Origin of the sequence: Pseudomonas fluorescens (assembly GCF_040448305.1) — a bacterium.
GTDB classification, from domain to species: domain Bacteria; phylum Pseudomonadota; class Gammaproteobacteria; order Pseudomonadales; family Pseudomonadaceae; genus Aquipseudomonas; species Aquipseudomonas fluorescens_BH.
This window is the reverse complement of record NZ_CP148752.1, coordinates 5,128,815-5,153,175: the sequence shown is the minus strand read 5'-3', so window position 1 is coordinate 5,153,175 and position 24,361 is coordinate 5,128,815. Positions and strand designations below refer to the sequence as shown.

21 protein-coding genes are annotated in these 24,361 nt (G+C 60.8%); 13 read left to right on the top strand and 8 right to left on the bottom strand.

Features of this window, described 5'->3' with window-relative positions:
* Position 1: 1 nt before the first annotated feature.
* The gene (locus tag WHX55_RS23285; protein ID WP_172435350.1) at positions 2–160 is read right to left on the bottom strand and encodes a DUF3309 family protein; all 159 of its coding nucleotides are present in this window, start codon (positions 158–160) and stop codon (positions 2–4) included.
* 279 nt (positions 161–439) lie between these two features.
* Here WHX55_RS23285 and WHX55_RS23280 point away from each other — a divergent pair, with 279 nt between their 5' ends.
* The 3 genes from WHX55_RS23280 (at position 440) to csrA (ending at position 1,992) form a co-directional block, all read left to right on the top strand.
* On the top strand, positions 440–1,255 hold the full coding sequence (locus WHX55_RS23280; RefSeq protein WP_150758262.1) for an SDR family oxidoreductase: 816 nt from the start codon (positions 440–442) through the stop codon (positions 1,253–1,255).
* 64 nt (positions 1,256–1,319) lie between these two features.
* Entirely contained in the window at positions 1,320–1,652 is a 333-nt protein-coding gene (locus WHX55_RS23275; protein ID WP_150726219.1) for a YnfA family protein, read from the top strand.
* 154 nt (positions 1,653–1,806) lie between these two features.
* The gene (csrA, locus tag WHX55_RS23270) at positions 1,807–1,992 is read left to right on the top strand and encodes a carbon storage regulator CsrA (RefSeq protein ID WP_150726220.1); all 186 of its coding nucleotides are present in this window, start codon (positions 1,807–1,809) and stop codon (positions 1,990–1,992) included.
* 5 nt (positions 1,993–1,997) lie between these two features.
* On the opposite strand, the gene WHX55_RS23265 is transcribed toward csrA, so the two are convergent.
* The 5 genes from WHX55_RS23265 to mnmC form a co-directional block, all read right to left on the bottom strand.
* On the bottom strand, positions 1,998–2,225 hold the full coding sequence (locus WHX55_RS23265) for a YheU family protein (RefSeq protein WP_150726221.1): 228 nt from the start codon (positions 2,223–2,225) through the stop codon (positions 1,998–2,000).
* A 182-nt stretch (positions 2,226–2,407) separates the two neighbouring features.
* The gene (locus WHX55_RS23260) at positions 2,408–3,598 is read right to left on the bottom strand and encodes an osmoprotectant NAGGN system M42 family peptidase (RefSeq protein ID WP_353741400.1); all 1,191 of its coding nucleotides are present in this window, start codon (positions 3,596–3,598) and stop codon (positions 2,408–2,410) included.
* A 125-nt stretch (positions 3,599–3,723) separates the two neighbouring features.
* On the bottom strand, positions 3,724–5,472 hold the full coding sequence (gene ngg / locus WHX55_RS23255; protein WP_353741399.1) for an N-acetylglutaminylglutamine synthetase: 1,749 nt from the start codon (positions 5,470–5,472) through the stop codon (positions 3,724–3,726).
* Positions 5,473–5,475: 3 nt separating this feature from the next.
* Positions 5,476–7,248 (bottom strand): N-acetylglutaminylglutamine amidotransferase, encoded by a 1,773-nt coding sequence (locus WHX55_RS23250; protein WP_353741398.1) that lies wholly within the window; start codon positions 7,246–7,248, stop codon positions 5,476–5,478.
* Positions 7,249–7,418: 170 nt separating this feature from the next.
* The gene (mnmC, locus tag WHX55_RS23245; RefSeq protein ID WP_353741397.1) at positions 7,419–9,398 is read right to left on the bottom strand and encodes a bifunctional tRNA (5-methylaminomethyl-2-thiouridine)(34)-methyltransferase MnmD/FAD-dependent 5-carboxymethylaminomethyl-2-thiouridine(34) oxidoreductase MnmC; all 1,980 of its coding nucleotides are present in this window, start codon (positions 9,396–9,398) and stop codon (positions 7,419–7,421) included.
* 144 nt (positions 9,399–9,542) lie between these two features.
* Between mnmC and pap the strand changes: the two genes are divergently transcribed.
* The 3 genes from pap (at position 9,543) to WHX55_RS23230 (ending at position 13,578) form a co-directional block, all read left to right on the top strand.
* Complete coding sequence (gene pap, locus WHX55_RS23240) at positions 9,543–11,066, top strand: polyphosphate:AMP phosphotransferase (protein WP_353741396.1); 1,524 nt, start codon at positions 9,543–9,545, stop codon at positions 11,064–11,066.
* A 102-nt stretch (positions 11,067–11,168) separates the two neighbouring features.
* Positions 11,169–12,353, top strand: a complete 1,185-nt coding sequence (locus tag WHX55_RS23235) for a thiolase family protein (protein ID WP_353741395.1) — start codon at positions 11,169–11,171, stop codon at positions 12,351–12,353.
* Between the two features lie 265 nt (positions 12,354–12,618).
* On the top strand, positions 12,619–13,578 hold the full coding sequence (locus WHX55_RS23230; protein WP_223456214.1) for a DMT family transporter: 960 nt from the start codon (positions 12,619–12,621) through the stop codon (positions 13,576–13,578).
* 129 nt (positions 13,579–13,707) lie between these two features.
* Here WHX55_RS23230 and WHX55_RS23225 read toward each other — a convergent pair whose 3' ends face one another.
* Complete coding sequence (locus WHX55_RS23225) at positions 13,708–15,102, bottom strand: class II fumarate hydratase (RefSeq protein ID WP_151214604.1); 1,395 nt, start codon at positions 15,100–15,102, stop codon at positions 13,708–13,710.
* A gap of 191 nt (positions 15,103–15,293) precedes the next feature.
* Here WHX55_RS23225 and WHX55_RS23220 point away from each other — a divergent pair, with 191 nt between their 5' ends.
* The 7 genes from WHX55_RS23220 to WHX55_RS23190 all read left to right on the top strand — a co-directional run bounded on the left by WHX55_RS23220 (position 15,294) and on the right by WHX55_RS23190 (position 23,109).
* A complete protein-coding gene (locus WHX55_RS23220; protein ID WP_007997268.1) occupies positions 15,294–15,818 on the top strand; it encodes a DUF2059 domain-containing protein in 525 nt (174 codons plus the stop codon).
* A 12-nt stretch (positions 15,819–15,830) separates the two neighbouring features.
* Entirely contained in the window at positions 15,831–16,130 is a 300-nt protein-coding gene (locus tag WHX55_RS23215) for a BolA family protein (protein WP_057713758.1), read from the top strand.
* A gap of 102 nt (positions 16,131–16,232) precedes the next feature.
* Positions 16,233–17,174, top strand: a complete 942-nt coding sequence (locus WHX55_RS23210) for a rhodanese-related sulfurtransferase (protein WP_151214605.1) — start codon at positions 16,233–16,235, stop codon at positions 17,172–17,174.
* A 36-nt stretch (positions 17,175–17,210) separates the two neighbouring features.
* Positions 17,211–17,813, top strand: coding sequence for a DsbA family protein (locus tag WHX55_RS23205; RefSeq protein ID WP_353743079.1), 603 nt, complete (start codon positions 17,211–17,213; stop codon positions 17,811–17,813).
* Positions 17,806–19,623: an ABC transporter ATP-binding protein gene (locus tag WHX55_RS23200; RefSeq protein WP_151214606.1), complete on the top strand. Its 1,818-nt coding sequence runs from the start codon at positions 17,806–17,808 to the stop codon at positions 19,621–19,623. The genes WHX55_RS23205 and WHX55_RS23200 overlap by 8 nt, the downstream gene beginning before the upstream one ends.
* 188 nt (positions 19,624–19,811) lie before the next feature.
* Positions 19,812–22,271, top strand: coding sequence for an EAL domain-containing protein (locus WHX55_RS23195; RefSeq protein WP_150726231.1), 2,460 nt, complete (start codon positions 19,812–19,814; stop codon positions 22,269–22,271).
* A 43-nt stretch (positions 22,272–22,314) separates the two neighbouring features.
* Positions 22,315–23,109 carry an iron-containing redox enzyme family protein gene (locus WHX55_RS23190; protein WP_150726232.1) on the top strand — a complete coding sequence of 265 codons (795 nt, stop codon included), beginning with the start codon at positions 22,315–22,317 and terminating at the stop codon, positions 23,107–23,109.
* 137 nt (positions 23,110–23,246) lie between these two features.
* Here the strand turns inward: WHX55_RS23190 and WHX55_RS23185 are convergent, their stop codons facing one another.
* Positions 23,247–24,173, bottom strand: a complete 927-nt coding sequence (locus tag WHX55_RS23185) for a GGDEF domain-containing protein (protein ID WP_353741394.1) — start codon at positions 24,171–24,173, stop codon at positions 23,247–23,249.
* Positions 24,174–24,361: the final 188 nt, after the last annotated feature.

Sequence of the window (24,361 nt, the reverse complement as noted above, 5' to 3'; positions counted from 1 at the left end):
TTTATATTCGGCCGAGCAAGAGCAGGATCAACAGCACCACCAATACGACGCCGATGATTCCGGAAGGGCCGTAACCCCAACTTCTGGAGTGCGGGAAGACCGGTAAACCACCGATCAGTAACAGGATCAGAATGATGATCAGTATTGTACCCATGTCTATTTCCTTGTCGAAAATGCAGTGGATTGACCATGCCAATCAAGGTCAGCGGGAATGAAGTAAATTCGAGCTGCTTAAAAAATCCGACTCTTGCGCTTGCAGGAAAATTCCAGGTTTTTTTGAAGTATTTCGGACGGGTTCTTATTTCTTTTGTAGTTGCCTTAATTGCGTCAGACGCTCCCGCAGTTTGCTCGGGCCATTCAGCAATCTGATGGAGCGTGGGTCGGGCAATTTCCTTCGCTACACTCGGTGCATCTTCCGAGAACAACAAGGCTGTTTGCTATGCAAAATCGCATGATGATCACTGGTGCAGGCTCGGGCCTGGGTCGCGAAATCGCGCTGCGCTGGGCGCGTGAAGGCTGGCAACTGGCCTTGTCGGACGTCAGCGAACCCGGGTTGCAGGAAACCCTCAAGCTGGTCCGCGAAGCGGGCGGCGACGGTTTTATCCAGCGCTGTGACGTACGCGATTACAGCCAGTTGACGGCGTTCGCCCAGGCCTGCGAAGTCAAGCTCGGCGGCATCGATGTCATCGTCAATAACGCGGGCGTGGCATCTGGCGGGTTCTTCAGTGAGTTGTCCCTGGAGGACTGGGACTGGCAGATCGCGATCAACCTGATGGGCGTGGTCAAGGGCTGCAAGGCTTTCCTGCCACTGCTGGAAAAAAGCCAAGGCAAGATCATCAACATCGCGTCCATGGCCGCGCTGATGCAAGGCCCGGCGATGAGCAATTACAACGTGGCCAAGGCGGGCGTGGTGGCGTTGTCCGAAAGCCTGCTGATCGAGCTGGCGCATCAGGAAGTCGGTGTGCATGTGGTGTGTCCGTCGTTCTTCCAGACCAACCTGCTGGACTCCTTCCGCGGCCCGACTCCGGCCATGAAAGCCCAGGTCGGAAAGTTGCTGGAAAGCTCGCCGATCAGTGCCGCCGACATCGCCGACTACATCTATCAGCAGGTCGCCGCTGGCGAGTTCATGATCCTGCCCCACGAACAGGGCCGCATGGCCTGGGCGATCAAGCAGAAGAACCCGCAATTGCTCTACAACGAAATGACCGCCATGGCCGACAAAATGCGCGCCAAGGCCAGGCAATCGGCAAGCTGATCTTGCCCGCAGGCAACGCTGTGGTTAGGGTGGCCGCCATCGGCCATCCTCGCGAGACGCTTGCATGCTCAATTACCTGTGGTTTTTCCTCGCTGCGCTGTTCGAAATTGCCGGTTGCTTTGCCTTCTGGATGTGGTTGCGCCAGGGCAAAAGCATGTGGTGGGTGGTGCCGGCGCTCCTCAGCCTGACCCTGTTCGCCCTGCTGCTGACCCGTATCGAGGCAAGCTACGCTGGCCGCGCCTACGCCGCTTACGGTGGCATCTACATCATTGCCTCAATCGGCTGGTTGGCCGTGGTCGAGCGGATTCGTCCGCTGGGTTCGGACTGGCTTGGTGTGGCGCTGTGTGTGATCGGCGCGAGTATCATCCTGTTCGGGCCGCGATTCTCCGCATCCTGACAGATCGGCCCTACAATCAACCGACCTGTCAGACCTTTCCGTAAGTGGCGTGCGTCAGGGGCTGTCAGTCCGGTCTGGTTTGCTGTCGGAGCATTGTAGGCGTACCGCGGGCCGGGCATCTTCAAGGGCCAGTAACCCCTGAAGGACACTCCTCATGCTCGTACTCACTCGCATTGTGGGCGAAACCATTTCCATCGGTGACAACATTTCCGTGCGTGTTCTCGCGATCAACGGAAGCAACGTGCGCTTTGGCGTTGAAGCGCCTCAGGACGTCAATGTGCATCGCTGCGAAATCTACGAACGCATCCAGAACAAACTGGCGAAAACCAAGGAGCGCTGAAGGGCTCAGTCAAACAGGTGCTTGGGCACGTCGTGCTTGAGCATTAACTGGCATTGCTCGCTTTGCGGGTCGAAGACAATCAGTGCCTGGCCCTTGGTCAAGGCCTGGCGCACGCGCAGTACGCGGGTTTCCAGTGGAGTGTCGTCTCCATTGTCCGTGCCGTCGCGGGTCACGAAATCCTCGATCAGGCGGGTGAGGGTGTCGACTTGAAGTTGGTCGTGGGGGATCAGCATAGGCACCTCGGTTGGATCAATGGCGCGATGCTACGGCGATTGGGCGAGGACGGCCAGCCCGGGATCTTGTGTTGTCTGGTCTGACGCCTTCACGAGCAAGCCCGCTCCCACAGTAGACCGCATTCCCCTGTGGGAGCGAGCCTGCTCGCGATAGCGGTTTACCAGGCAATGAAGATCCTGGATCAGTTCTCCGACCGCTGCCCCACCAGGCTATCCACCGACGGCACCCGCGTATCGCTTTCCATCTGGGTGTCATGTTCAAGCTGATGGCTGAAACGGTCCAGTGAGCCCTTGGCCGGCTGTGCATCGCTGGCAAACACGGGCGGGCTGAGGATGTAGGCACCGAGCAGGCGGCTCAGGGCGGCGAGGCTGTCGATATGGGTGCGTTCGTAACCGTGGGTGGCGTCGCAGCCGAAGGCGAGCAGGGCGGTGCGAATGTCGTGGCCGGCGGTCACCGCTGAATGGGCGTCGCTGAAGTAGTAGCGGAACAGGTCCCGGCGTGCGGGCAACTCGTTGTCGCTGGCCAGGCGCAGGAGGTGGCGCGACAGGTGATAGTCATACGGCCCACCGGAATCCTGCATGGCGATGCTTACCGCGTGCTCGCTGGAGTGTTGGCCAGGTGCGACCGGTGCGATGTCGATGCCGACGAATTCACTGACGTCCCAGGGCAACGCCGCTGCGGCACCGCTGCCGGTTTCTTCGGTGATGGTGAACAGCGGATGGCAATCGATCATCAGCTCTTCGCCACTGTCGACGATGGCCTTGAGCGCCGCCAGCAGCGCGGCCACCCCGGCCTTGTCGTCAAGGTGGCGGGCGCTGATGTGGCCGCTTTCGGTGAACTCAGGCAGCGGGTCGAAGGCGACGAAATCGCCGACGCTGATGCCCAGCGACTCGCAGTCGGCACGGGTGGCGCAGTAGGCGTCCAGGCGCAACTCGATGTGATCCCAACTGATCGGCATTTCATCCACGGCGGTGTTGAATGCGTGCCCGGAAGCCATCAGCGGCAAGACGCTGCCACGGATCACGCCGTTGTCGGTAAACAGGCTGACCCGGCTGCCTTCGGCGAAGCGGCTGGACCAGCAGCCGACGGGCGCGAGGGTCAGGCGGCCGTTGTCCTTCACTGCACGCACCGCCGCGCCGATGGTGTCCAGGTGGGCGGAAACGGCGCGGTCGGGGCTGTTCTTCTTGCCCTTGAGCGTGGCGCGGATGGTGCCGCGACGGGTCAGCTCGAAGGGAATGCCGAGTTCTTCAAGGCGTTCGGCGAGGTAGCGCACGATGGTATCGGTGAACCCGGTAGGGCTGGGTATGGCGAGCATTTCCAGCAGCACTTTTTGCAGGTAACCGAGGTCCGGTTCGGGGATTTTGCTGGTCATGGAGACTCCTGATTGGTTATCGCCTGTACGGCCGCCTTCGCGAGCAGGCTCGCTCCTACAGGGGGAACGCGATCAAATGTGGGAGCGAGCCTGCTCGCGAAAGGGCCAGTCCAGACAACACATGGCTAAGAGACCACCGGCTGACTGTACGGAAACAACAAATCCACAAACCGCTCCGCCGTGGGCTGCGGTTCATGGTTGGCCAGCCCGGCCCGTTCGTTGGCTTCGATAAACACATAGTCCGGCTGGTCAGCGGCGGACACCATCAGGTCGAGGCCGACCATGGGAATGTCCAGGGCCCGGGCCGCGCGGATGGCGGCGTCCACCAGCGTCGGGTGCAGGATCGCCGTGACGTCTTCAAGCACGCCGCCGGTATGAAGGTTCGCCGTGCGTCGCACGAACAGGTGCTCACCGGCCGGCAGAATGCTGCTGTAGTCGTATCCGGCGGCACGCAGGGTGCGCAGGGTTTCCTGGTCCTGCGGGATCTTGCTTTCGCCGCCCGTGGCCGCCTGTCGCCGTCGGCTCTGGGCTTCGATCAATGCACCGATGGAGTGTTGGCCGTCGCCCACCACTTCGGCCGGCCGGCGAATGGCGGCGGCGACCACTTCAAAACCGATCACCACAATGCGCAGGTCGAGGCCCTCGTGGAATCTTTCCAGCAGCACGCGGCTGTCGAAGTGGCGAGCGGCTTCTATGGCTTGCTGTACTTCCTCGATGGTACGCAGATCCACGGCCACCCCTTGGCCCTGTTCACCATCCAGTGGCTTGACCACCACGCGCTGGTGTTCATCGAGGAAGGCCAGATTATCATCGGCGTTACCCGCCATTTGCTGCGCCGGCAGGTTCAACCCGGCAGCCTTGAGCACTTTGTGGGTCAGGCTTTTGTCCTGGCACAGGGTCATGCTGACGGCGCTGGTCAGGTCGCTCAGGGATTCGCGGCAGCGTACCCGGCGCCCGCCATGGCTGAGGGTGAACATCCCGGCGTCGGCGTCATCGACGTGCACATCGATGCCACGACGGTGTGCTTCCTCGACAATGATCCGAGCGTAGGGATTGAACGCGGCTTCCGGGCCGGGCCCGAGGAACAGCGGCTGATTGATGCCGTTCTTGCGCTTGATGGCGAAGGTCGTGAGGTTGCGAAAACCGAGCTTGGCGTAAAGGCTTTTCGCCTGGCGGTTGTCGTGCAGCACCGACAGGTCGAGGCAGGCGAGCCCGCGACTCATGAAGTGTTCGATCAAGTGCCGCACCAGCACTTCACCGACACCCGGCCGCGCACAATGCGGGTCGACCGCCAGGCACCACAGGCTGCTGCCGTTTTCCGGATCGTTGAAGGCCTTGTGGTGGTTGAGGCCCATGACGCTGCCGATGACCGCGCCGCTGTCCTCGTCTTCAGCCAGCCAATACACCGGGCCGCCCAGATGACGCGGCGTCAGCAGGGTGGCATCGATCGGCAGCATGCCGCGGGCCTGGTACAGCTGATTGATCGCCTGCCAGTCGGCATCGCTTTGCGCGCGTCGAATACGAAAACCACGAAACACCCGTGTCGCCTGACGGTAGTCGCTGAACCACAGGCGCAAGGTGTCGGACGGGTCGAGGAACAGCTGCGTCGGCTCCAGCCCCAGCACTTGCTGGGGCGCGGCGACGTACAGGGCAATGTCCCGCTCGCCGGGCTGCTCGTTGAGCAACTCCCCGGCCAGGCTCGCGGCATCGGCAAAGGTGTGGCCGATCAGCAAGCGGCCCCAGCCGCAATGCACGGCAATCGGCGCCCCGCCGAGTTCACAGCGATCCTCGGCCAGACGTGCCTGCAAGCGTTCGTAGGAGGGTGACTGGCCGCGCAACAGGCGTTGGCTGATAGCCGTGGCGTGAGGTTTCATCGGTCAGATTCCTTGTTCGCTGAGCCACAGGTTGAGGGCCGCCAGTTGCCACAGCTTCGAGCCGCGCAACGGTGTCAATTGCCCCTGTGGATCAGTCAGCAGACGGTCGAGCATCGCGGGGTTGAACAGGCCGCGATCCTGGCTGGGATCGAGCAGCAGCTCGCGCACCCATTCCAGCGTATCGCCCTGCAAATGCTTGAGGCCCGGCACCGGGAAGTAACCTTTCTTGCGGTCGATCACTTCACTGGGAATCACTTGGCGCGCGGCTTCTTTCAAGACTTGCTTGCCGCCGTCCGGCAGTTTGAAACGCCCCGGAATCCGTGCCGACAGCTCCACCAGGCGGTAGTCGAGAAACGGAGTGCGCGCTTCCAGGCCCCAGGCCATGGTCATGTTGTCGACGCGTTTGACCGGGTCGTCCACCAGCATCACCGTGCTGTCCAGACGCAAGGCCTTGTCCACCGCCGCATCGGCACCGGGCTGGGCGAAATGCGCTTTGACGAAGTCACCGGCGGCGTCATTCGCAGTCAGCCATTTCGGTTGGACGGTAGCGGCGTAGTCGTCGTAGCTGCGGTCGAAAAACGCTTCGCGGTATGCGGCATACGGATCACTCGCGCCGTCCACTTGCGGATACCAGTGGTAACCGGCGAACAGTTCATCGGCGCCCTGGCCGCTCTGGACGACTTTGCAGTGTTTGGCCACTTCCCGGGACAACAGATAGAAGGCGATGCAGTCGTGGCTGACCATCGGTTCGCTCATGGCGCGGAACGCGGCGGGCAGCTGTTCGATGATTTCCTTTTCGTCGATGCGCAGTTGGTGATGCTGCGTGCCGTAGTGTTGGGCGATCAGGTCCGAATACTGGAACTCGTCCCCACGCTCGCCGCCGGTATCCTGGAAGCCGATGGAGAAGGTCGACAGATTGTCCACGCCGACTTCCCGCAACAGGCCCACCAGCAGGCTTGAATCGACGCCACCGGACAACAGCACGCCGACATCCACTGCCGCGCGTTGGCGGATGGCGACCGCCTCGCGGGTGCTGTCGAGCACACGGTCGCGCCAGTCTTCGAGGGTCAGATCGGTCTCATCGGCGTGAGGGCCGTAGGGCAGGGTCCACCAGGTTTTCTGTTCGGTGCGGCCATCGGCTTCGACGCGCATCCAGGTGGCCGGCGGCAGTTTTTCAATGCCCGCCAGCAAGGTGCGCGGTGCCGGGACCACGGCGTGGAAATTCAGATAGTGATTGAGTGCCACAGGATCGAGGATCGGATTGATGTCGCCACCCTTGAGCAATGCCGGCAGGGCCGAGGCGAAGCGCAGGCGCTGGCCGGTGCGCGACAGGTACAGCGGCTTCACGCCGAGACGGTCGCGGGCGATGAACAGGCGTTGGGCATCGCGCTCCCAAACGGCAAAGGCAAACATGCCGTTGAGTTTTGGTAGCAAGGCTTCGCCCCAGGCGTGATAGCCCTTGAGCAGCACTTCGGTGTCGCCACCGGAATAGAAGGCGTAACCCAGGCTTTCAAGTTCCGCGCGCAGTTCCGGAAAGTTGTAGATCGCTCCGTTGAAGGCCAGGGACAAGCCCAGTTGCGGGTCGATCATCGGCTGCGCCGAGCCGTCCGACAGGTCCATGATCTTCAGGCGCCGGTGGCCCAGTGCAATCGGTCCCTGGCTATGAAAGCCCCAGGCGTCGGGGCCGCGAGGGGCCAGGTGATGGGTGATTCGTTCAATGGCTGCAAGGTCTGCAGGTTGATGATCAAAACGTAACTCGCCAGCTAATCCGCACATAAATTCCTTACCGGTTTTTCCGTTGGGGAGGGTCGATCGATACCGCGCCAAAACGGCGGGTACTCAGAAAGTGACCCTCCTCGGTAAGGGGAGTTTTAGATCGATGAGTTATATGTGCGACTGGCCACGGCCGAATCGCCCGGTGAGGGCGACTTCGGCTGCTGGATCGACTACTTGCCGCGAATCAGGCGCCGCAGGGCAAACCGGTTGGGGTGACAGGCCTCGGCCACGCTTCTGGGCAGCGGCAGGGGTTCGTTGTCCAGCCAGGCTGCCAGCAGCTCTCCGGACAGCGGCGCAGTGATCAGGCCGCGCGAGCCGTGACCGCTGTTGACGTACAAACCGTCAAGCCATGGGCATTCGACGTCCGGCACCTGCCGGGCGTCTTTGCCCAGCGCTGCATAAGCCTCAGCGAACGCCTGGGTGTCGGCCAATGGGCCGACGATTGGCAAGTAGTCGGGGCTGGTGCAGCGAAATGCAGCGCGACCCTGGAGATGCTCGGGGTCGAGGTGTTCGATCTCCAGCCGCTCGACCAGATCGTGGGAAATCTCTTCGAGCATGGCCAGGTTGCCCAGGTGTTCTGCCGTGGTCGGCGTCAGGTCATCGCTCTTGAAATCGAAACTGGCCCCCAGGGTGTGTTCGCCCAAACGGGCGGGGGCGACATAGCCTTCGGCACACACCACGGTACTCAGGGCCTGGCTTTGCGGGGTTTGCGCCAGGCGCGTGATTTGCCCGCGAATGCGTTTGAGCGGCAACTCGGCGCTCTCGGGGAAACGCTGGATTTCGGCTGCGCCGGCGAGCACCACCACGGGGGCGTCGGCAAGCAAGCGTTCGCCGTCCCAGGCTTGCCACCGGCCCTCAACCTTGCGCAGTTCCAGCGCATCGTGGTGAGTGAACAGTTGAATCTGTGGATGCGCAGCCTGCCACTGACACAGCGCCGGTGGGTGAACCCAGCCGCCTTCGGGATAGAACAGGCCCCCCTGTGCCAGCCCGATACCGGCCACGGCCTGTGCCTCGGGTTGATCAAGCAGGTGCAACAAGTCCGCCGGAAATGCCGCGGCTAATTGCACCTGGCGTTCAGCTTCCTTGGCGTTGAAAGCCAGTTGCAACACGCCGCAATCGTCCCAGTCGCGACCCCGTTGCAAGTGTTCGAGCAGGCGTCGGGTGTAGCCGAATCCACTGACGATCATTTGCGACAGCGCCGTGCCGTGGGCGGATAACTTCAGGTAGAGCACGCCCTGCGGGTTGCCCGAGGCTTCCCGGGCGATGTCGTCGTGGCGCTCCAGCACTGTCACTTCCCAGCCACGCGCGGCGAGGCTGGCGGCGCTGGCACAACCGGCCAGGCCGGCACCGATCACCAGTGCCTGGCGCTCGCCGGTCAGTGGGGCCGGGCGTGCGAACCAGGGTTTATCCAGGGCCGGGGCCGGCGTTTCCTGGGGCCAGCCGAGGAACTCGCCGCGCAGGATTTCCCATTTATGGCCGATGCCGGGGGTGCGTTTCATCTTGAAACCGGCGGCGTTGAGCAGGCGCCGCACCCAACCGGTGCTGGTGAAGGTGCTGATGGATGCACCGGGAGCGGCCAGGCGCGCCAGCTCGGCAAACAGTTCGGCGGTCCACATGTCGGGGTTTTTCGCCGGGGCGAAACCGTCGAGAAACCAGGCGTCGATTCGGGCATCGAGTTGCGGCAGTTGCTCCAGTGCATCGCCGATCAGCAGCGTCAGGGTCACGCGGCCGTGGTCCAGCGTCAGGCGCTGAAAGCCCTGATGGATGGCCACGTATTGCTCAAGCAGTTGATCGGCAAACACCTTGAGTTCCGGCCACAGCGCCAGGGCCCGTTGCAAGTCGTCGGGGCTCAGCGGGTACTTCTCGACGCTGACAAAATGCAGCCGCGCACTGGCCGCGGCGTGTTGCTCGAACAGCTGCCAGGCGCACAAAAAATTCAGCCCGGTGCCGAACCCCGTTTCCCCGATGACCAGCCGCCCGCCCTCGGGCAAGGCCGCAAAGCGCTCCGCCAAACGGTTCTGTTCGATAAAGACATAGCGGGTTTCGTCCAGCCCCGACTGGTCGGAGAAATACACATCGTCGAACACTCGTGAATACGGGCGACCTTGGTCGTCCCAGTCGAGCTGGGCGTGGGGCAATACAGGTTTCATGGCAGGCTCGGCAACGGCAAGGCCGCCATTCTAGCCGATCGACGGCGTGGCCAAGCTCTTTGTGGCGAGGGGGCCATCGGGAAAATCTCTGCTGGCCTTCAGTTCAATCCGCTAGTCTTGCTCACATCTGGAAGGGAGCCGCTCATGTTTGAATCCGCCGAAATCGATCACGCCATCGACAAAGAAATCTACGACGCCGAAGTCCCGGCCCTGCGCGAAGCGTTGCTCGAAGCGCAATTCGAATTGCAGCAGCAACGCCGCTTCCCGGTGATCATTTTGATCAATGGCATCGAAGGTGCCGGCAAGGGTGAGACGATCAAGGTGCTCAACGAGTGGATGGACCCGCGCTTGATCGAGGTCCGCACGTTCGATCAGCAAACCGACGAAGAACTGGCGCGGCCACCGGCCTGGCGTTACTGGCGGATGCTCCCGGCCAAGGGGCGCATGGGGATTTTCTTCGGCAACTGGTACAGCCAGATGCTGCAGGGGCGGGTCCATGGCGAGTTCAAGGATCCGCGACTGGACCAGGCGATCAATGCCGCCGAGCGCCTGGAAAAGATGCTCTGCGATGAAGGTGCGCTGCTCTTCAAGTTCTGGTTTCACCTCTCCAAGAAACAAATGAAGGCACGCCTCAAGGCATTGGCCGACGACCCGCTGCACAGCTGGCGCATCAGCCCGCTGGACTGGCAGCAGTCGCAAACCTACGACAGGTTCGTGAAGTTTGGTGAACGGGCGCTGCGCCGCACCAGCCGCGACTATGCACCCTGGCATGTGATCGCCGGGGCGGATGCGCATTATCGGAGCCTGGCCGTGGGGCGGATTCTGCTGGCGGGCCTGCAGGGCGCATTGAAGCGGCCGACGATCCATCCGGAAAAGGTCAGCGCCGCGCCAGTGTTTCCCAGTGTCGATCAAGTGAACCTGATCGACAGCCTGGACCTGACCCTGCACCTGGACAAGGATGATTACGAAGAACAGCTGATCACCGAGCAGGCGCGGTTTTCCGGGTTGATGCGTGACAAGCGCATGCGCCGCCACGCGCTGGTGGCGGTGTTCGAGGGCAACGACGCGGCTGGCAAGGGCGGGGCGATCCGCCGGGTAGCGGCAGCGCTTGATCCACGCCAGTACAGCATCGTGCCGATTGCCGCGCCCACCGAGGAAGAAAGGGCGCAACCGTATCTGTGGCGCTTCTGGCGGCACCTGCCGGCCCGGGGCAAGTTCACCGTGTTCGACCGCTCCTGGTATGGCCGGGTGTTGGTGGAGCGCATTGAAGGTTTTTGCAGCCCGGCAGACTGGCTGCGTGCCTACGGTGAAATCAACGATTTCGAAGAACAGCTCACCGACGCCGGTGTGATCGTGGTCAAGTTCTGGCTGTCCATCGACAAACAGACGCAACTGGAGCGCTTCGAGGAGCGCGAAAAGATTCCCTTCAAGCGCTTCAAGATCACTGAAGATGACTGGCGCAACCGTGAAAAATGGGATGACTATCGCGCGGCGGTCGGCGACATGGTCGACCGTACCAGCACCGAGATTGCGCTATGGACCCTGGTGGAAGCCAACGACAAGCGCTGGGCACGGGTCAAAGTCTTGCGCACCATCAACCGGGCACTGGAAGAGGCTTTCGAAACATCCGACCGGCAAGAGCACAAGAAGCGTAAGGACAAGGATTGAGGCGATGGTTACGCATACGCGAGGTGAATGATTGTCGCGGTCGGCGAAGCGCTGGACTTATGCTCGGTCCACTCTCAACCGATAACAACAATGAGGTATGCCATGCGTGAAGTGGTGATCGTCGACAGCGTGCGGACCGGCCTGGCCAAATCCTTTCGCGGTAAATTCAACATGACCCGCCCGGACGACATGGCGGCACACTGTGTCGATGCGCTGTTGGCGCGCACCGGTATCGATCCGGCGAGCGTCGAGGACTGCATCGTTGGCGCCGGCTCCAACGAAGGCGCCCAGGGTTTCAATATCGGTCGCAACGTCGCGGTGCTCTCGCGCCTGGGTATCGGCACGGCCGGCATGACCCTCAACCGGTTCTGTTCCTCGGGCCTGCAGGCGATTGCCATTGCCGCCAACCAGATCGCTTCGGGTTGCAGCGACATCATCGTCGCCGGTGGCGTCGAGTCCATCAGCCTGACCATGAAGAGCGTCAATACCGACAACCTGATCAACCCGTTGCTCAAGGAGCAGGTGCCGGGCGTCTACTTCCCGATGGGCCAGACTGCTGAAATCGTCGCGCGTCGGTACAGTGTCAGCCGTGAAGAGCAGGACCTGTACGCGCTGCAAAGCCAGCAGCGTACCGCACAGGCTCAGGCCGCCGGGCTGTTCACCGATGAAATCGTGCCGATGGCGGTGAAGTATCGCGTCGAAGACAAGGCCACAGGTCAGGCACAGATCCTCGACGGCATCGTCGACCGTGATGACTGCAACCGCCCGGACACCACCCTGGAAAGCCTGGCCGGGTTGAAGCCGGTGTTCGCCGAGGATGGCTCGGTCACGGCGGGCAACTCTTCGCAGCTGTCTGACGGCGCGTCCATGACCCTGGTGATGAGCCTGGAGAAAGCACTGGAGCTGGGGCTCAAGCCGAAAGCGTTCTTCCGCGGTTTTACCGTGGCCGGTTGCGCGCCGGACGAGATGGGCATCGGCCCGGTGTTTTCGGTACCGAAGCTGCTCAAGGCCAAAGGCTTGCAGATTGACGACATCGACCTGTGGGAGCTCAACGAAGCGTTCGCCTCGCAGTGCCTGTACAGCCGCAACCGGCTGGAAATCGACAATGCCCGGTACAACGTCAACGGCGGTTCGATTTCCATCGGTCACCCGTTCGGCATGACCGGCTCGCGCCAGGTCGGGCATCTGGTTCGTGAGTTGCAGCGACGCAATCTGCGGTACGGCATCGTCACTATGTGCGTGGGTGGCGGGATGGGGGCTACGGGGTTGTTTGAGGCGGTGCGTTAAGCCTCGGGTTTTTTCGTTGTCTGCCAGATAGCTTTCGCGAGCAGGCTCGCTCCCACAGGTTTGGTGGCGTACACAACATTTGTGATCGCCGCTAATCACTGTGGGAGCGAGCCTGCTCGCGATGGGCTCACCTCGGTCGTAAAAAATCCCCCTCAAAGATTGCGACCCGCACAGTTTCATTCGCGGCCAGACCGAAACTGTGCCTGTGTACGTCACGGCTGCGGGCCTAGAATGACGACTCCTGTCAGTTGGCGTTGGGGTTCACATGCACATTTCATCGGGTCGCTGGGGTTACGGTCTGTTCCTGGCCTTGTTGACCGCGTTGTTGTGGGGAATCCTGCCGATCAAGCTCAAACAAGTGTTGCTGGTAATGGACCCGGTGACGGTGACCTGGTTTCGCCTGCTGGTATCCGGCGGCTGCCTGTTCATTTACCTGGCGGCCACCAGGCGCCTGCCCAGCCGTAAGGTGCTCGGTCCTCGTGGTGGCTGGCTGGTGCTGATGGCGGTGCTCGGCCTGGTCGGTAACTATGTGTTGTATCTGATGGGCCTGAACCTGCTCAGCCCCGGCACGGCGCAACTGGTGGTGCAGATGGGCCCGATCATGCTGCTGATCGCCAGTCTTTTTGTATTCAAGGAGCGTTTCAGCCTGGGGCAGGGGATTGGCCTGCTGGTGCTGCTGATCGGCTTTGCGCTGTTTTTCAACCAGCGCTTGAGTGAGTTGCTCACGTCGCTGACCGACTACACCGCCGGCGTGCTGCTGGTGCTGCTGGCGTCCACGGTCTGGACCTTCTATGCCCTGGGGCAGAAGCAATTGCTGACGGTGTGGAATTCGCTGCAGGTGATGATGGTGATCTACCTGTTTTGCGCGGCGCTGTTGACGCCGTGGGTGCATCCGCTCGAAGCGTTGCAATTGAACCCGTTGCAGGGATGGTTGCTGCTGGCGTGCTGCCTCAACACCCTGATTGCCTATGGCGCGTTTGCCGAGGCCCTGGCCCATTGGGAAGCCTCCCGGGTCAGCGCGACGCTGGCCATCACGCCGTTGGTGACCTTTGCCGCGGTTGCCATGGCTGCGTGGCTGTGGCCCGACTATGTGCATGCCGAGACGATCAATGGTCTGGGATATGGCGGTGCGGTGCTGGTGGTGCTGGGGTCGGCGCTGGTGGCGTTGGGGCCTTCGTTGATTGCCGGGTTGAAGGCGCGGAAGGTGCGGATGGCCGCCAGTTAGACCGCGTTATCGTTCTTCGCGAGAAAGCCCGCTCCCACAGGTTTGTCGTCGACCATCATATTTGTGATCGACTCAGTCCTTGTGGGAGCGAGCCTGCTCGCGAAGACAGACTTTCAATCACCGCAAAATTCAGCCCTTTGCCCCAGCCTCCAGCATATTCTCCGGCCTCACCCACGCATCGAACTCTTCGTCAGTCAGATACCCGAGCTGCAACGCCGCCTCGCGCAAGGTCAGGCCTTCGCTGTAGGCCTTCTTGGCGATTTCCGCCGATTTGTCATAGCCGATGTGCGGGTTGAGCGCCGTCACCAGCATCAGGCCACGCTCCAGGTGTTCAGCCATTTTTTCCGCATCCGGTTCCAGACCGGCCACGCAGTGCTGCTGGAAGTTGCTGCAGCCATCCCCCAGCAAGCGGATAGATTGCAGCAGGTTATGGATGATCACCGGTTTGAACACATTCAGCTGCAAGTGGCCCTGACTGGCAGCAAAGCCGATGGCGACGTCGTTGCCCAGCACCTGGCAGGCCAGCATCGACAGTGCTTCGCACTGGGTCGGGTTGACCTTGCCCGGCATGATCGAACTTCCCGGCTCATTGGCCGGCAGCCTGACTTCGGCGAAGCCGGCGCGCGGGCCGGAGCCCAGCAGGCGCAGATCGTTGGCGATTTTCATCAGCGTCACGGCAAGGGTTTTCAGCCCGCCGGACAGCGTGGTCAGCGGCTCATGACCGGCCAGTGCGGCGAACTTGTTCGGCGCGGTGATAAACGGCAAACCGGAGAGGGCGGCCAATTCTGCGGCGATGGCCTCACCAAAGCCGTGGGGTGAATTCAGTCCGGTGCCGACGGCCGTTCCGCCCTGGGCCAGCTCGCAGACCGCGGGCAGTGCGCTGCGGATCGCCCGCTCGGCGTAATCGAGTTGCGCGATGAAAGCCGAGATTTCCTGGCCGAAGCTGATCGGTGTCGCATCCATCATGTGCGTACGACCGGTCTTGACCAGTTTAATGTGGCGGGCGGCCAGCTCGGCCAGTCCGCCGGACAGTTCGCTGATCGCCGGCAGCAAGTGCTGTTGTACCGCCTGGACGGCCGCGATGTGCATGGCGGTGGGGAAGCAATCGTTGGAACTCTGGGAGCGATTGACGTGATCGTTGGGGTGCACCGGGGACTTGCCGCCACGGGGGTTGCCGGCCAACTCGTTGGCGCGACCGGCGATCACTTCGTTGACGTTCATGTTGCTCTGGGTGCCGCTGCCGGTTTGCCAGACCACCAGTGGAAACTGGTCGTCATGGTCGCCGGCGAGCACTTCGTCGGCCGCCTGCTCGATCAGACGGGCGATATCGGCGGGCACGTCGCCGTTGCGATCATTGACCCGCGCCGCGGCTTTCTTGATCAGCGCCAGGGCATGCAACACAGCCAGCGGCATGCGTTCGTTGCCGATGGCGAAGTTGATCAGCGAGCGTTGCGTCTGAGCGCCCCAATAGGCTTCATCCGGGACTTCAACCTGGCCGAGGCTGTCGGTTTCGATACGGCTCATCTTGCTCACTCCTGTAGGTCCGATTGCGCAGTTTAGGCCGTGATCGACGGCCGTGGTTCCATCAGTCTGAATTTGACCATTCAACCCCTCTAAATCAGGTGCGACAAGGCTTGGGGTTGAGCGACACACTTTTTTAGGCGCAGAATGGACGCCCTTGGGGTCTTACCTCGCCAGCTAGAAAAGGAAACTCGATGACTCGTCTTCGTGCCATCTGTACCGCCGTTGCTTTGGTCTGCGCCAGCGGCCAGGTTCTTGCCGACACCGCCAGCCATAACGCCAGTGCCGAGGCTTTCCTGACCATGGCGCACGCTGACAAACTGGGCACCCCGGTGTACATGCAAGTACAGCAGATGTTTGCCCAGCGTTTCGAACAAACCAAAGCTCCTGAGTCGAAAAAAGCCGTGCTGGAAACCTACCAGGCCAAGGCCAATGCCGCTCTGGACCAGGCCATTGGCTGGAACAAGCTGAAACCGGACATGGTCAAGCTCTACACCACCAACTTCACCGAATCCGAGCTCAAGGACCTGGTTGCGTTCTACCAGTCGCCACTGGGCAAGAAAGTCCTGGAAAAAATGCCTCAGCTGACCCAGCAATCGGCCCAGATGACCCAGGCCAAGCTGGAAAGCGCGGTGCCGGTGGTCAACAAACTGCTGGCTGACATGACCGCCGAGCTGACGCCGAAAGATGCGGCCGCTCCAGCCAAGAAAAAGCCTTAAGCGGAGTTCGGTATGACCATGCAACAACGCATCGAATCGACGCTGGGCCTGCTTCAGCCCGAGCATCTGCAAGTGCTGGATGAGAGCCATATGCACAGCCGTGGGCTGCAAACCCATTTCAAGGCTGTGGTGGTCAGCGCGCAGTTCGAAGGCCTGAACCGGGTCAAGCGCCACCAGAAGGTCTACGGCACGCTTGGCGAGCTGATGGGTGAGTTCCATGCGTTGGCGCTGCATACGTACACGCCAGAGGAGTGGGCACAGATCGACGCGGCCCCGGCCTCGCCGACCTGTGCTGGCGGCAGCAAGCACTAAACCCCGGTTTTTTGTTAGAATGCCCAACGCGCCGCTAACCCGGCGCGTTTTTTTTCGCATCCGGTTCACCCCTTACGAGGGTAGCCACCTGGAGATTTACCCATGACACAACAGATTGTCGTGGCGGCACTGTATAAGTTCGTCACCCTGGAAGATTACGTCGCCCTGCGCGAGCCTCTGCTGCAAGCGATGGTCGACAACGGCATCAAAGGCACCCTGCTGATTGCCGAAGAAGGCATCAACGGCACCGTGTCCGGCAGCCGCGAAGGCATCGACGGGCTGATGGCCTGGCTCAAGAACGACCCGCGCATGGACGACATCGACCATAAAGAGTCGTACTGCGACGATCAGCCGTTCTATCGCACCAAAGTCAAACTCAAGAAAGAAATCGTCACCCTTGGCGTGGAAGGCGTGGACCCGAACAAAAAGGTCGGCACCTACGTCGATCCGCAAGACTGGAACGCCCTGATCAGCGATCCGGAAGTGCTGTTGATCGACACCCGTAACGATTACGAAGTCTCGATCGGTACCTTCGAAGGCGCCATCGACCCGAAAACCACCAGTTTTCGCGAATTTCCCGATTACATCAAAGCCAACTTCGACCCGGCCGTGCACAAGAAGGTCGCGATGTTCTGCACCGGCGGCATCCGCTGCGAGAAGGCCTCGAGCTACATGCTCAGCGAGGGCTACGGTGAGGTTTTTCACCTCAAGGGTGGCATCCTGAAGTACCTCGAAGAGGTGCCGCAGGAAGAAACCAAGTGGCAGGGCGACTGCTTCGTGTTCGACAACCGCGTGACCGTTCGTCACGACCTGAGCGAAGGCGACTACGATCAATGTCATGCCTGCCGCACGCCGGTGAGCGTGGAAGACCGCGCGTCCGAGCATTACGTGGCCGGCATCAGTTGCCCGCATTGCTGGGATAAGCTGAGCGAGAAGACCCGTCGCAGTGCGATCGACCGGCAGAAGCAGATCGAACTGGCCAAGGCTCGTAACCAGCCTCACCCGATCGGCTTCAACTACAAGCAAGCATCCTCCGAGGTCTGAACCATGTCTGCGCGCCTGCTCTATGTGATGGACCCGATGTGTTCCTGGTGCTGGGGCTTTGCTCCGGTTGCAAACGCATTGGTAGAGCAGGCGGCGGCCGCCGGTGTGGACGTGCATCTGGTGGTGGGTGGTTTGCGCACCGGCAGTGGCGCCGCGCTGGAACCGACCACCCGGCGCTACATTCTTGAACACTGGCAGGCGGTCACCGAGGCTACCGGTCAGCCGTTCAAGCGCGAATGCGCGTTGCCTGACGGTTTTGTCTACGACACCGAACCTGCCTGCCGGGCGCTGGTGACTGCACGCAACCTGGCGCCGGATTGTGCGTGGAAACTGCTCGGGCTGATTCAGCACGCCTTTTACGCTGAAGGTCGCGATGTCACGCGCGCCAGTGTCCTGGTGGAGTTGGCAGAGCAGGCCGGTCTACCACGAATTGAATTCGCCGCCGCGTTTGACCGTGCCGATACGCACGCCGCGACATCTGCCGATTTCACTTGGGTTCAGGACCTGGGTATCGCCGGTTTTCCTACGTTGCTGGCTGAGCGAAATGGGCAGTTGGCGTTATTGACCAATGGCTATCAGCCGTTGAGCGAGTTGTCCCCGCTGCTCGGCCGCTGGCTGGAGCGTGCTGCCTGTGCATGACCTGCCCGATGATGTTGCTACCGTTAAACGTGTCGACCGTCTGAGCTGGGCGGAAATCCGCCGCCTGGCCCTGCATCACAAGAAATCCCTGTGGATCGCCAATGGCGTGGCCGTGCTGGCGACCTTGTGCAGCGTGCCGATTCCCTTGCTCCTGCCGTTGCTGGTGGACGAGGTGTTGCTGGGGCACGGTGATGCCGCGCTGAAGATCATGAACCACGCGCTGCCCGAAGGCTGGCAGAAAGCCGCGGGCTACATCGGCCTGATGCTGCTGGTAACCTTGACCCTGCGATGCATGGCGTTGCTGTTCAACGTGGTGCAGGCGAAATTGTTCGCCGGGTTGGCCAAGGACATCGTCTACCGCATTCGCATTCGCCTGATCGAGCGTCTCAAGCGTATTTCCCTGGGCGAATACGAAAGCCTGGGCAGCGGCACGGTGACCACGCACCTTGTGACGGACCTGGACACGCTGGACAAATTCGTCGGCGAAACCCTCAGCCGTTTCCTCGTGGCCATGCTGACCCTGGTCGGCACGGCGGGCATTCTGATGTGGATGCACTGGAAACTGGCACTGCTGATTCTGCTGTTCAACCCGCTGGTGATCTACGCCACGGTGCAACTGGGCAAACGGGTCAAGCACCTGAAGAAACTCGAGAACGACAGTACCTCGCGCTTTACCCAGGCGCTGACCGAAACGCTGGATGCGATCCAGGAAGTTCGCGCCGGCAACCGCCAGGGTTTTTTCCTCGGTCGCCTGGGGCATCGCGCCCGGGACGTGCGTGACTATGCGGTGAATTCGCAATGGAAAACCGATGCGTCGAATCGGGCCAGCGGTTTGCTGTTCCAGTTCGGCATCGATATTTTCCGGGCCGCGGCGATGCTCACCGTGCTGTTTTCCGACCTTTCAATCGGCCAGATGCTCGCGGTGTTCAGCTACCTGTGGTTCATGATCGGTCCGGTGGAACAACTGCTGAACCTGCAATATGCCTACTACGCTGCCGGTGGTGCGCTGTCGCGGATCAACGAACTGCTGTCCCGAGCCGATGAGCCCGAATACCCGGGCGGAGTCGACCCATTTGTCGGTCGGGAAACGGTCGGGCTGGAAGTACAAGGGCTGAGCTTCGGTTACGGCGATGAACTGGTCCTGAACCAGATGAACCTGTCCATCGCCCCCGGCGAAAAGGTCGCGATCGTCGGTGCGAGTGGCGGCGGCAAGAGCACGCTGGTGCAACTGCTGCTGGGCTTGTATACGCCGTTGGCCGGCACCATTCGCTTCGGCGGTTCGACCCAGCAGGAGATCGGCCTGGAAACCGTGCGGGAAAATGTTGCGGTGGTCCTGCAGCATCCGGCGCTGTTCAATGACACCATTCGCGCCAACCTGACCATGGGCCGCGAACGCAGTGACGAGGCCTGCTGGCAGGCACTGGAAATCGCCCAATTGCACGGCACGGTCCGGGATTTGCCCAATGGCCTGGACAGCATCGTCGGGCGCTCCGGGGTGCGCTTGTCGGGTGGGCAGCGTCAACGCCTGGCCATCGCCCGGATGGTGCTGGCCGAGCCCAAGGTGGTGATCCTCGACGAAGCCACCTCCGCGCTGGACGCCGCCACCGAATACAACCTGCACCAGGCACTGGCGCGGTTTCTGAGCAACCGCACTACGTTGATTATTGCCCACCGCCTTTCGGCAGTAAAACAGGCTGACCGTGTGCTGGTGTTCGACGGCGGGCAAGTTGCCGAGGATGGCGATCATCAGCAGCTGATTGCCGAGGGTGGTCTGTACGCCAAGCTCTACGGTCATTTGCAGCGGTTGTAGCGAGATGATATCAAGGTTACAGGACGCTACTTCATTACTATAAAAAAACATCGCCGCGACCGGATTCAGCGGCCGCGATACTCCCACCGGGCATAGCGTGTCGCTTGCCGGGATTGGAATCGCAACCTAGTCTAGCTACAGCGATTTCGTCCGGAAGACGAGCAAGCAGTGCTAATGCAAGGGACCTCATGAATCAAACGCGGACTCTCGGAACGCCACGGTTGTTGGGCATTGTCTGGCCATTTATCGCCGTTGTGGTGTTTCAAGCCTTGTTGGGCGGCGTTAGCCTTTACGTGCTGTCGGCGGTTCGTGGCTATGTTGCTGGCGAAAGCCTGTGGTCCAAGGGCCAGAAAGACGCCATCTATTACCTCAACCTCTACGCCGACAGCGGCGACGAAGCGATTTTTCATAAATACCAGAACGCCATTTCCGTGCCTCAGGGCGGGCATGAATTACGTGTGGCGCTCGATCAGCGGCCGCCGAACATCGAGGCGGCACGTGTGGCGATCCTCAAGGGCGGCAACCATCCGGATGACATCACCAGTGTGATCTGGCTGTACCTGAATTTCCGGCACTTCAGTTACCACCAGAAAGCCATCGACCTTTGGAGGGTGGGCGACGCGTATCTGGTGCAACTCGATACCATTGCGCGGGAGATGCATCAGCGCATCACCGCCAGGCAGGCCACCGATGCCGATATCAAGCGCTGGAAGGATCAGATATTCGTCATCAACGAAAGTGTGACACCGGCGGCGAAGGCCTTCAGCGATGCCTTGGGCGAAGGCTCGCGGATGATCCTGCGACTGTTGCTGGTGACCAACCTCGCCACCGCCCTGGGCTTGATTGCATTGGCCTTGATGCGCACCCATAAACTGCTCAAGCAGCGCCATGCCTTCGCCGATGCGCTGCAGCTGGAGAAAGACCGGGCGCAGATCACCCTGCAATCGATTGGCGACGGCGTGATCACCACGGATGTTTCCGGTGCGATTGCCTACATGAATCCGGCGGCCGAAGCGTTGACCCACTGGAAGGCCGAGCAGGCGACGGGGTTGCCGCTGGCGGCGCTGTTCAACCTGCTGGACGAAAATGCCCAGACCGACGGTTTCACCCTGATCGAGCATATTCTCAGCGGCCAGCTCAGTGGCGGCAGTGAACACTCCAAGCTGATTCAACGCCTGGACGGCAGCACGGTGTCGGTCACGCTGGTGGGCGCGCCGATCCGCAATGCCGGCAAAGTCAGCGGGACGGTGCTGGTGCTGCATGACATGACCCAGGAGCGGCAATACATCGCCAATCTGTCGTGGCAGGCGACCCACGACGCCTTGACCGGGCTTGCCAACCGCCGAGAGTTCGAATATCGCCTGGAACAGGCGCTGCATAACCTGACCCGCTACGCGGGTCGCCATGCCCTGATGTTCCTCGATCTGGATCAGTTCAAACTGGTTAACGATACCAGCGGCCACGCGGCGGGCGACGAACTGTTGCGGCATATCTGTGCCTTGTTGCAATCCGGGTTGCGCGAAGGCGATACCCTGGCGCGCCTTGGCGGCGACGAGTTCGGCATCCTGCTGGAAAACTGCGCACCGGAAGCGGCGGAGAAAATTGCCGAAAGCCTGCGACAGACTGTGCAGAATCTGCATTTTGTCTGGAAGGGCCGGCCTTTCGTGACCACTGTCAGTATCGGGCTGGTCCATGTCGCACAGAATCCGACGACGCTCGAAACCTCGCTACGTGCTGCCGACATGGCGTGCTACATGGCCAAGGAAAAGGGCCGGAACCGGGTCCAGGTCTATCATCCGGATGACTCGGAATTGTCCCTGCGCTTCGGCGAAATGGCCTGGGTGCAGCGTTTGCACATGGCGCTGGAGGAGGACCGCTTCTGCCTGTACGCCCAGGAAATTGCCCCCTTGGGGCATGTCGATCAGGGCGGCGGGCACATTGAAATTCTGCTGCGATTGCATGATGAAGCCGGGCGGATGATCTTGCCTGACAGCTTCATTCCAGCTGCCGAGCGTTATGGCCTGATGAGCTCGCTGGATCGTTGGGTGGTGCAGAACGTGTTCAAGATCATTGCCCAATGCCGGGCCGAGCAAGGCCCCGGGCCGCTGGCCATGTGTGCGATCAATCTGTCAGGCACGACGATCGGGGATGAGGCGTTCCTGGGTTTCTTGCGCGAACAGTTTGTGACGTATTCGATTCCGCCTGAAATGATTTGTTTTGAAATCACTGAAACCAGCGCTATTTCAAATCTTGGCAGCGCCATTCGATTCATTAATGAACTCAAAGGCTTAGGGTGCCATTTTTCACTGGATGATTTTTGTGCCGGAATGTCCTCATTCGCATACCTGAAACATTTGCCTGTAGACTTCCTGAAGATCGACGGGAGTTTCGTAAAGGATATGCTGGACGACCCGATTAACCGCGCCATGGTCGAAGTGATCAATCACATTGGCCATGTGATGGGTAAGCGCACGATTGCCGAGTTTGTCGAAACGCCCCAGATCGAGCAGGCATTGCTGGAGATCGGGGTGGATTACGCTCAAGGGTATGTGATTGAACGCCCGCAGTTGTTTACCGGCGATAGCTTGTTAAGTCGTCCTGCCAGACCTCAGCCGCTGTTATTCAAGGCGCCTGGCACGTTCCGTTGAAATTCCTGCCGGTCTCACAATCACAATCAAAAGGAGCTCGACAGTGATCGACACATTCATCCGAACCGGACCGCTCATGGAAGCTGCAAGTTACCCTGCATGGGCCCAGCGCCTGATCCAGGATTGCAGCGAGAGCAAGCGCCGGGTTGTCGAACACGAACTGTACCAACGCATGCGAGACAACAAGCTCAGTGCGAAGACCATGCGCCAGTACCTGATCGGTGGCTGGCCGGTGGTCGAACAGTTCGCGTTGTATATGGCACAAAACCTGACCAAGACCCGCTTTGCCCGTCATCCCGGCGAAGACATGGCCCGTCGCTGGCTGATGCGCAACATCCGCGTCGAATTGAACCACGCCGATTACTGGGTGCACTGGAGTCGCGCGCACGGTGTCAGCCTCGAAGAGCTGCAGGCCCAGCAGGTCCCCCCCGAGCTTCACGCCCTGAGCCATTGGTGCTGGCACACCAGTTCCGCCGATTCGCTGATCGTTGCGATTGCCGCCACCAACTACGCCATTGAAGGGGCGACCGGGGAATGGTCGGCGGTGGTTTGTTCCAACGGTATCTACGCCGCCTCGTTCCCCGAGGAAGATCGCAAGCGGGCGATGAAGTGGCTGAAGATGCATGCCCAGTACGACGATGCCCATCCATGGGAAGCCCTGGAGATCATCTGCACATTGGCGGGCACCAACCCGAGCAAATCTCTGCAGGTGGAGCTGCGTCAGGCCGTTTGCAAGAGTTACGACTACATGCACCTGTTTCTCGAACGTTGCATGCAATTGGAGCACGCAGAGCGGGCACCGGTCGTGCGTGAGCGGATGGCATTGGCTGAAGGCTGATTCAATCGCTGCTTGAAAAAAACTGTGGGAGCGAGCCTGCTTGCGAATGCGGACTGTCAGTCAACATCATTGTTGACGGTCAGATCCCATGCGCGAGCAGGCTCGCTCCCACATTGGTTTGTGTGGTGACTGAAAAATCAGCCCGCCATCTCCAGCCGGTTACGACCTTCGCGCTTGGCCACATACAACGCGCTGTCTGCCCGTCGCAACAGGCTTTCGGTAGACTCGCCGGGCAACAGGGTCGAACAGCCGAGGCTGACCGTCAGCACGATCGTATGACCATCGGCCAGGTACTCTTCAGACTGCGCTGCAAACCGCAGCCGCTCACCGACCATGGCCGCGGCCTCGCGGCTGGTATTGGACAGCAGGATCAGGAACTCTTCACCGCCATAGCGAAACACCATGTCCACGTTGCGCAGCTGGTTTTTGATCGTGGCGGCGACCGCCTTGAGTACGTCATCGCCAGTGCTGTGACCATGGGTGTCATTGACTTGCTTGAAATGATCGATGTCCAGCATCAGCACCGACAACGGTTGCAGATGGCGCCGGGACAGCTCGATTTCCCTTTGCAGCGTCTGGTCCATGGCGATGCGGTTGCCGGTGCCCGTCAGCGGGTCGCGCAGTGCGCTTTGGGTGGCGGTACGGTAAAGCAGCGCGTTGCGCATCGGGAAAAGCAGCGCGGCCAGCAGTGATTCGAGATTGCCCTGTTCCTGTTCGCTGAAACGCTGATTGCGACGGAAAGTCAGCTCACCCAGGTGTTCGCCTTCGTGGCTGAGGCTGTAACTGATGGAATGGTGGCCGCGTTGACCGAACTCCAGGCGCAGGTCACTGCTCTTGTGCAGGTAGCACAAGGCGTCCAATGGCACCAATCGCTGAATTTCGCGATAGAAAGTCCCAAGAATGCGTTGCGGCTCCAGACTGGTTTGCAACTGCAGGCTCAGTTGCTGGCGCAATTGCGCAAGACTGACAGGCCTTTCCAGAAGAGGCGGCTGCTGACCAAAGCCCAGGCGCTGCAATTTGGCGCTATCGAAGTCAATTGCGTTGGTCTGGGAAGGTGGTTTCATAAGGCGTGCGCCCCTAAGCAGTAAGGCTGTCTTACAAGCAGGGTGAGAGCGGCTTAGGGCTGCGCGTCGTACTGGTCCGTCAGTCCCGTAGGACATTTCGTACAAGTTTAATCCGCTTTGTAGAAGATGAGTAATCTCAGCACTCAAGCTTCACCCCCCGTCTGCTTTCACGTTGCGTGTCTGAGCAA

Coding starts and splice junctions, on each gene's coding strand:
- WHX55_RS23280 (WP_150758262.1), top strand. CDS start 440: ATGCAAAATCGCATGATGATCACTGGTGCAGGCTCGGGCCTGGGTCGC.
- WHX55_RS23275 (WP_150726219.1), top strand. CDS start 1,320: ATGCTCAATTACCTGTGGTTTTTCCTCGCTGCGCTGTTCGAAATTGCC.
- csrA (WP_150726220.1), top strand. CDS start 1,807: ATGCTCGTACTCACTCGCATTGTGGGCGAAACCATTTCCATCGGTGAC.
- WHX55_RS23265 (WP_150726221.1), bottom strand. CDS start 2,225: ATGCTGATCCCCCACGACCAACTTCAAGTCGACACCCTCACCCGCCTG.
- WHX55_RS23260 (WP_353741400.1), bottom strand. CDS start 3,598: ATGACCAGCAAAATCCCCGAACCGGACCTCGGTTACCTGCAAAAAGTG.
- ngg (WP_353741399.1), bottom strand. CDS start 5,472: ATGAAACCTCACGCCACGGCTATCAGCCAACGCCTGTTGCGCGGCCAG.
- WHX55_RS23250 (WP_353741398.1), bottom strand. CDS start 7,248: ATGTGCGGATTAGCTGGCGAGTTACGTTTTGATCATCAACCTGCAGAC.
- mnmC (WP_353741397.1), bottom strand. CDS start 9,398: ATGAAACCTGTATTGCCCCACGCCCAGCTCGACTGGGACGACCAAGGT.
- pap (WP_353741396.1), top strand. CDS start 9,543: ATGTTTGAATCCGCCGAAATCGATCACGCCATCGACAAAGAAATCTAC.
- WHX55_RS23235 (WP_353741395.1), top strand. CDS start 11,169: ATGCGTGAAGTGGTGATCGTCGACAGCGTGCGGACCGGCCTGGCCAAA.
- WHX55_RS23230 (WP_223456214.1), top strand. CDS start 12,619: ATGCACATTTCATCGGGTCGCTGGGGTTACGGTCTGTTCCTGGCCTTG.
- WHX55_RS23225 (WP_151214604.1), bottom strand. CDS start 15,102: ATGAGCCGTATCGAAACCGACAGCCTCGGCCAGGTTGAAGTCCCGGAT.
- WHX55_RS23220 (WP_007997268.1), top strand. CDS start 15,294: ATGACTCGTCTTCGTGCCATCTGTACCGCCGTTGCTTTGGTCTGCGCC.
- WHX55_RS23215 (WP_057713758.1), top strand. CDS start 15,831: ATGACCATGCAACAACGCATCGAATCGACGCTGGGCCTGCTTCAGCCC.
- WHX55_RS23210 (WP_151214605.1), top strand. CDS start 16,233: ATGACACAACAGATTGTCGTGGCGGCACTGTATAAGTTCGTCACCCTG.
- WHX55_RS23205 (WP_353743079.1), top strand. CDS start 17,211: ATGTGTTCCTGGTGCTGGGGCTTTGCTCCGGTTGCAAACGCATTGGTA.
- WHX55_RS23195 (WP_150726231.1), top strand. CDS start 19,812: ATGAATCAAACGCGGACTCTCGGAACGCCACGGTTGTTGGGCATTGTC.
- WHX55_RS23185 (WP_353741394.1), bottom strand. CDS start 24,173: ATGAAACCACCTTCCCAGACCAACGCAATTGACTTCGATAGCGCCAAA.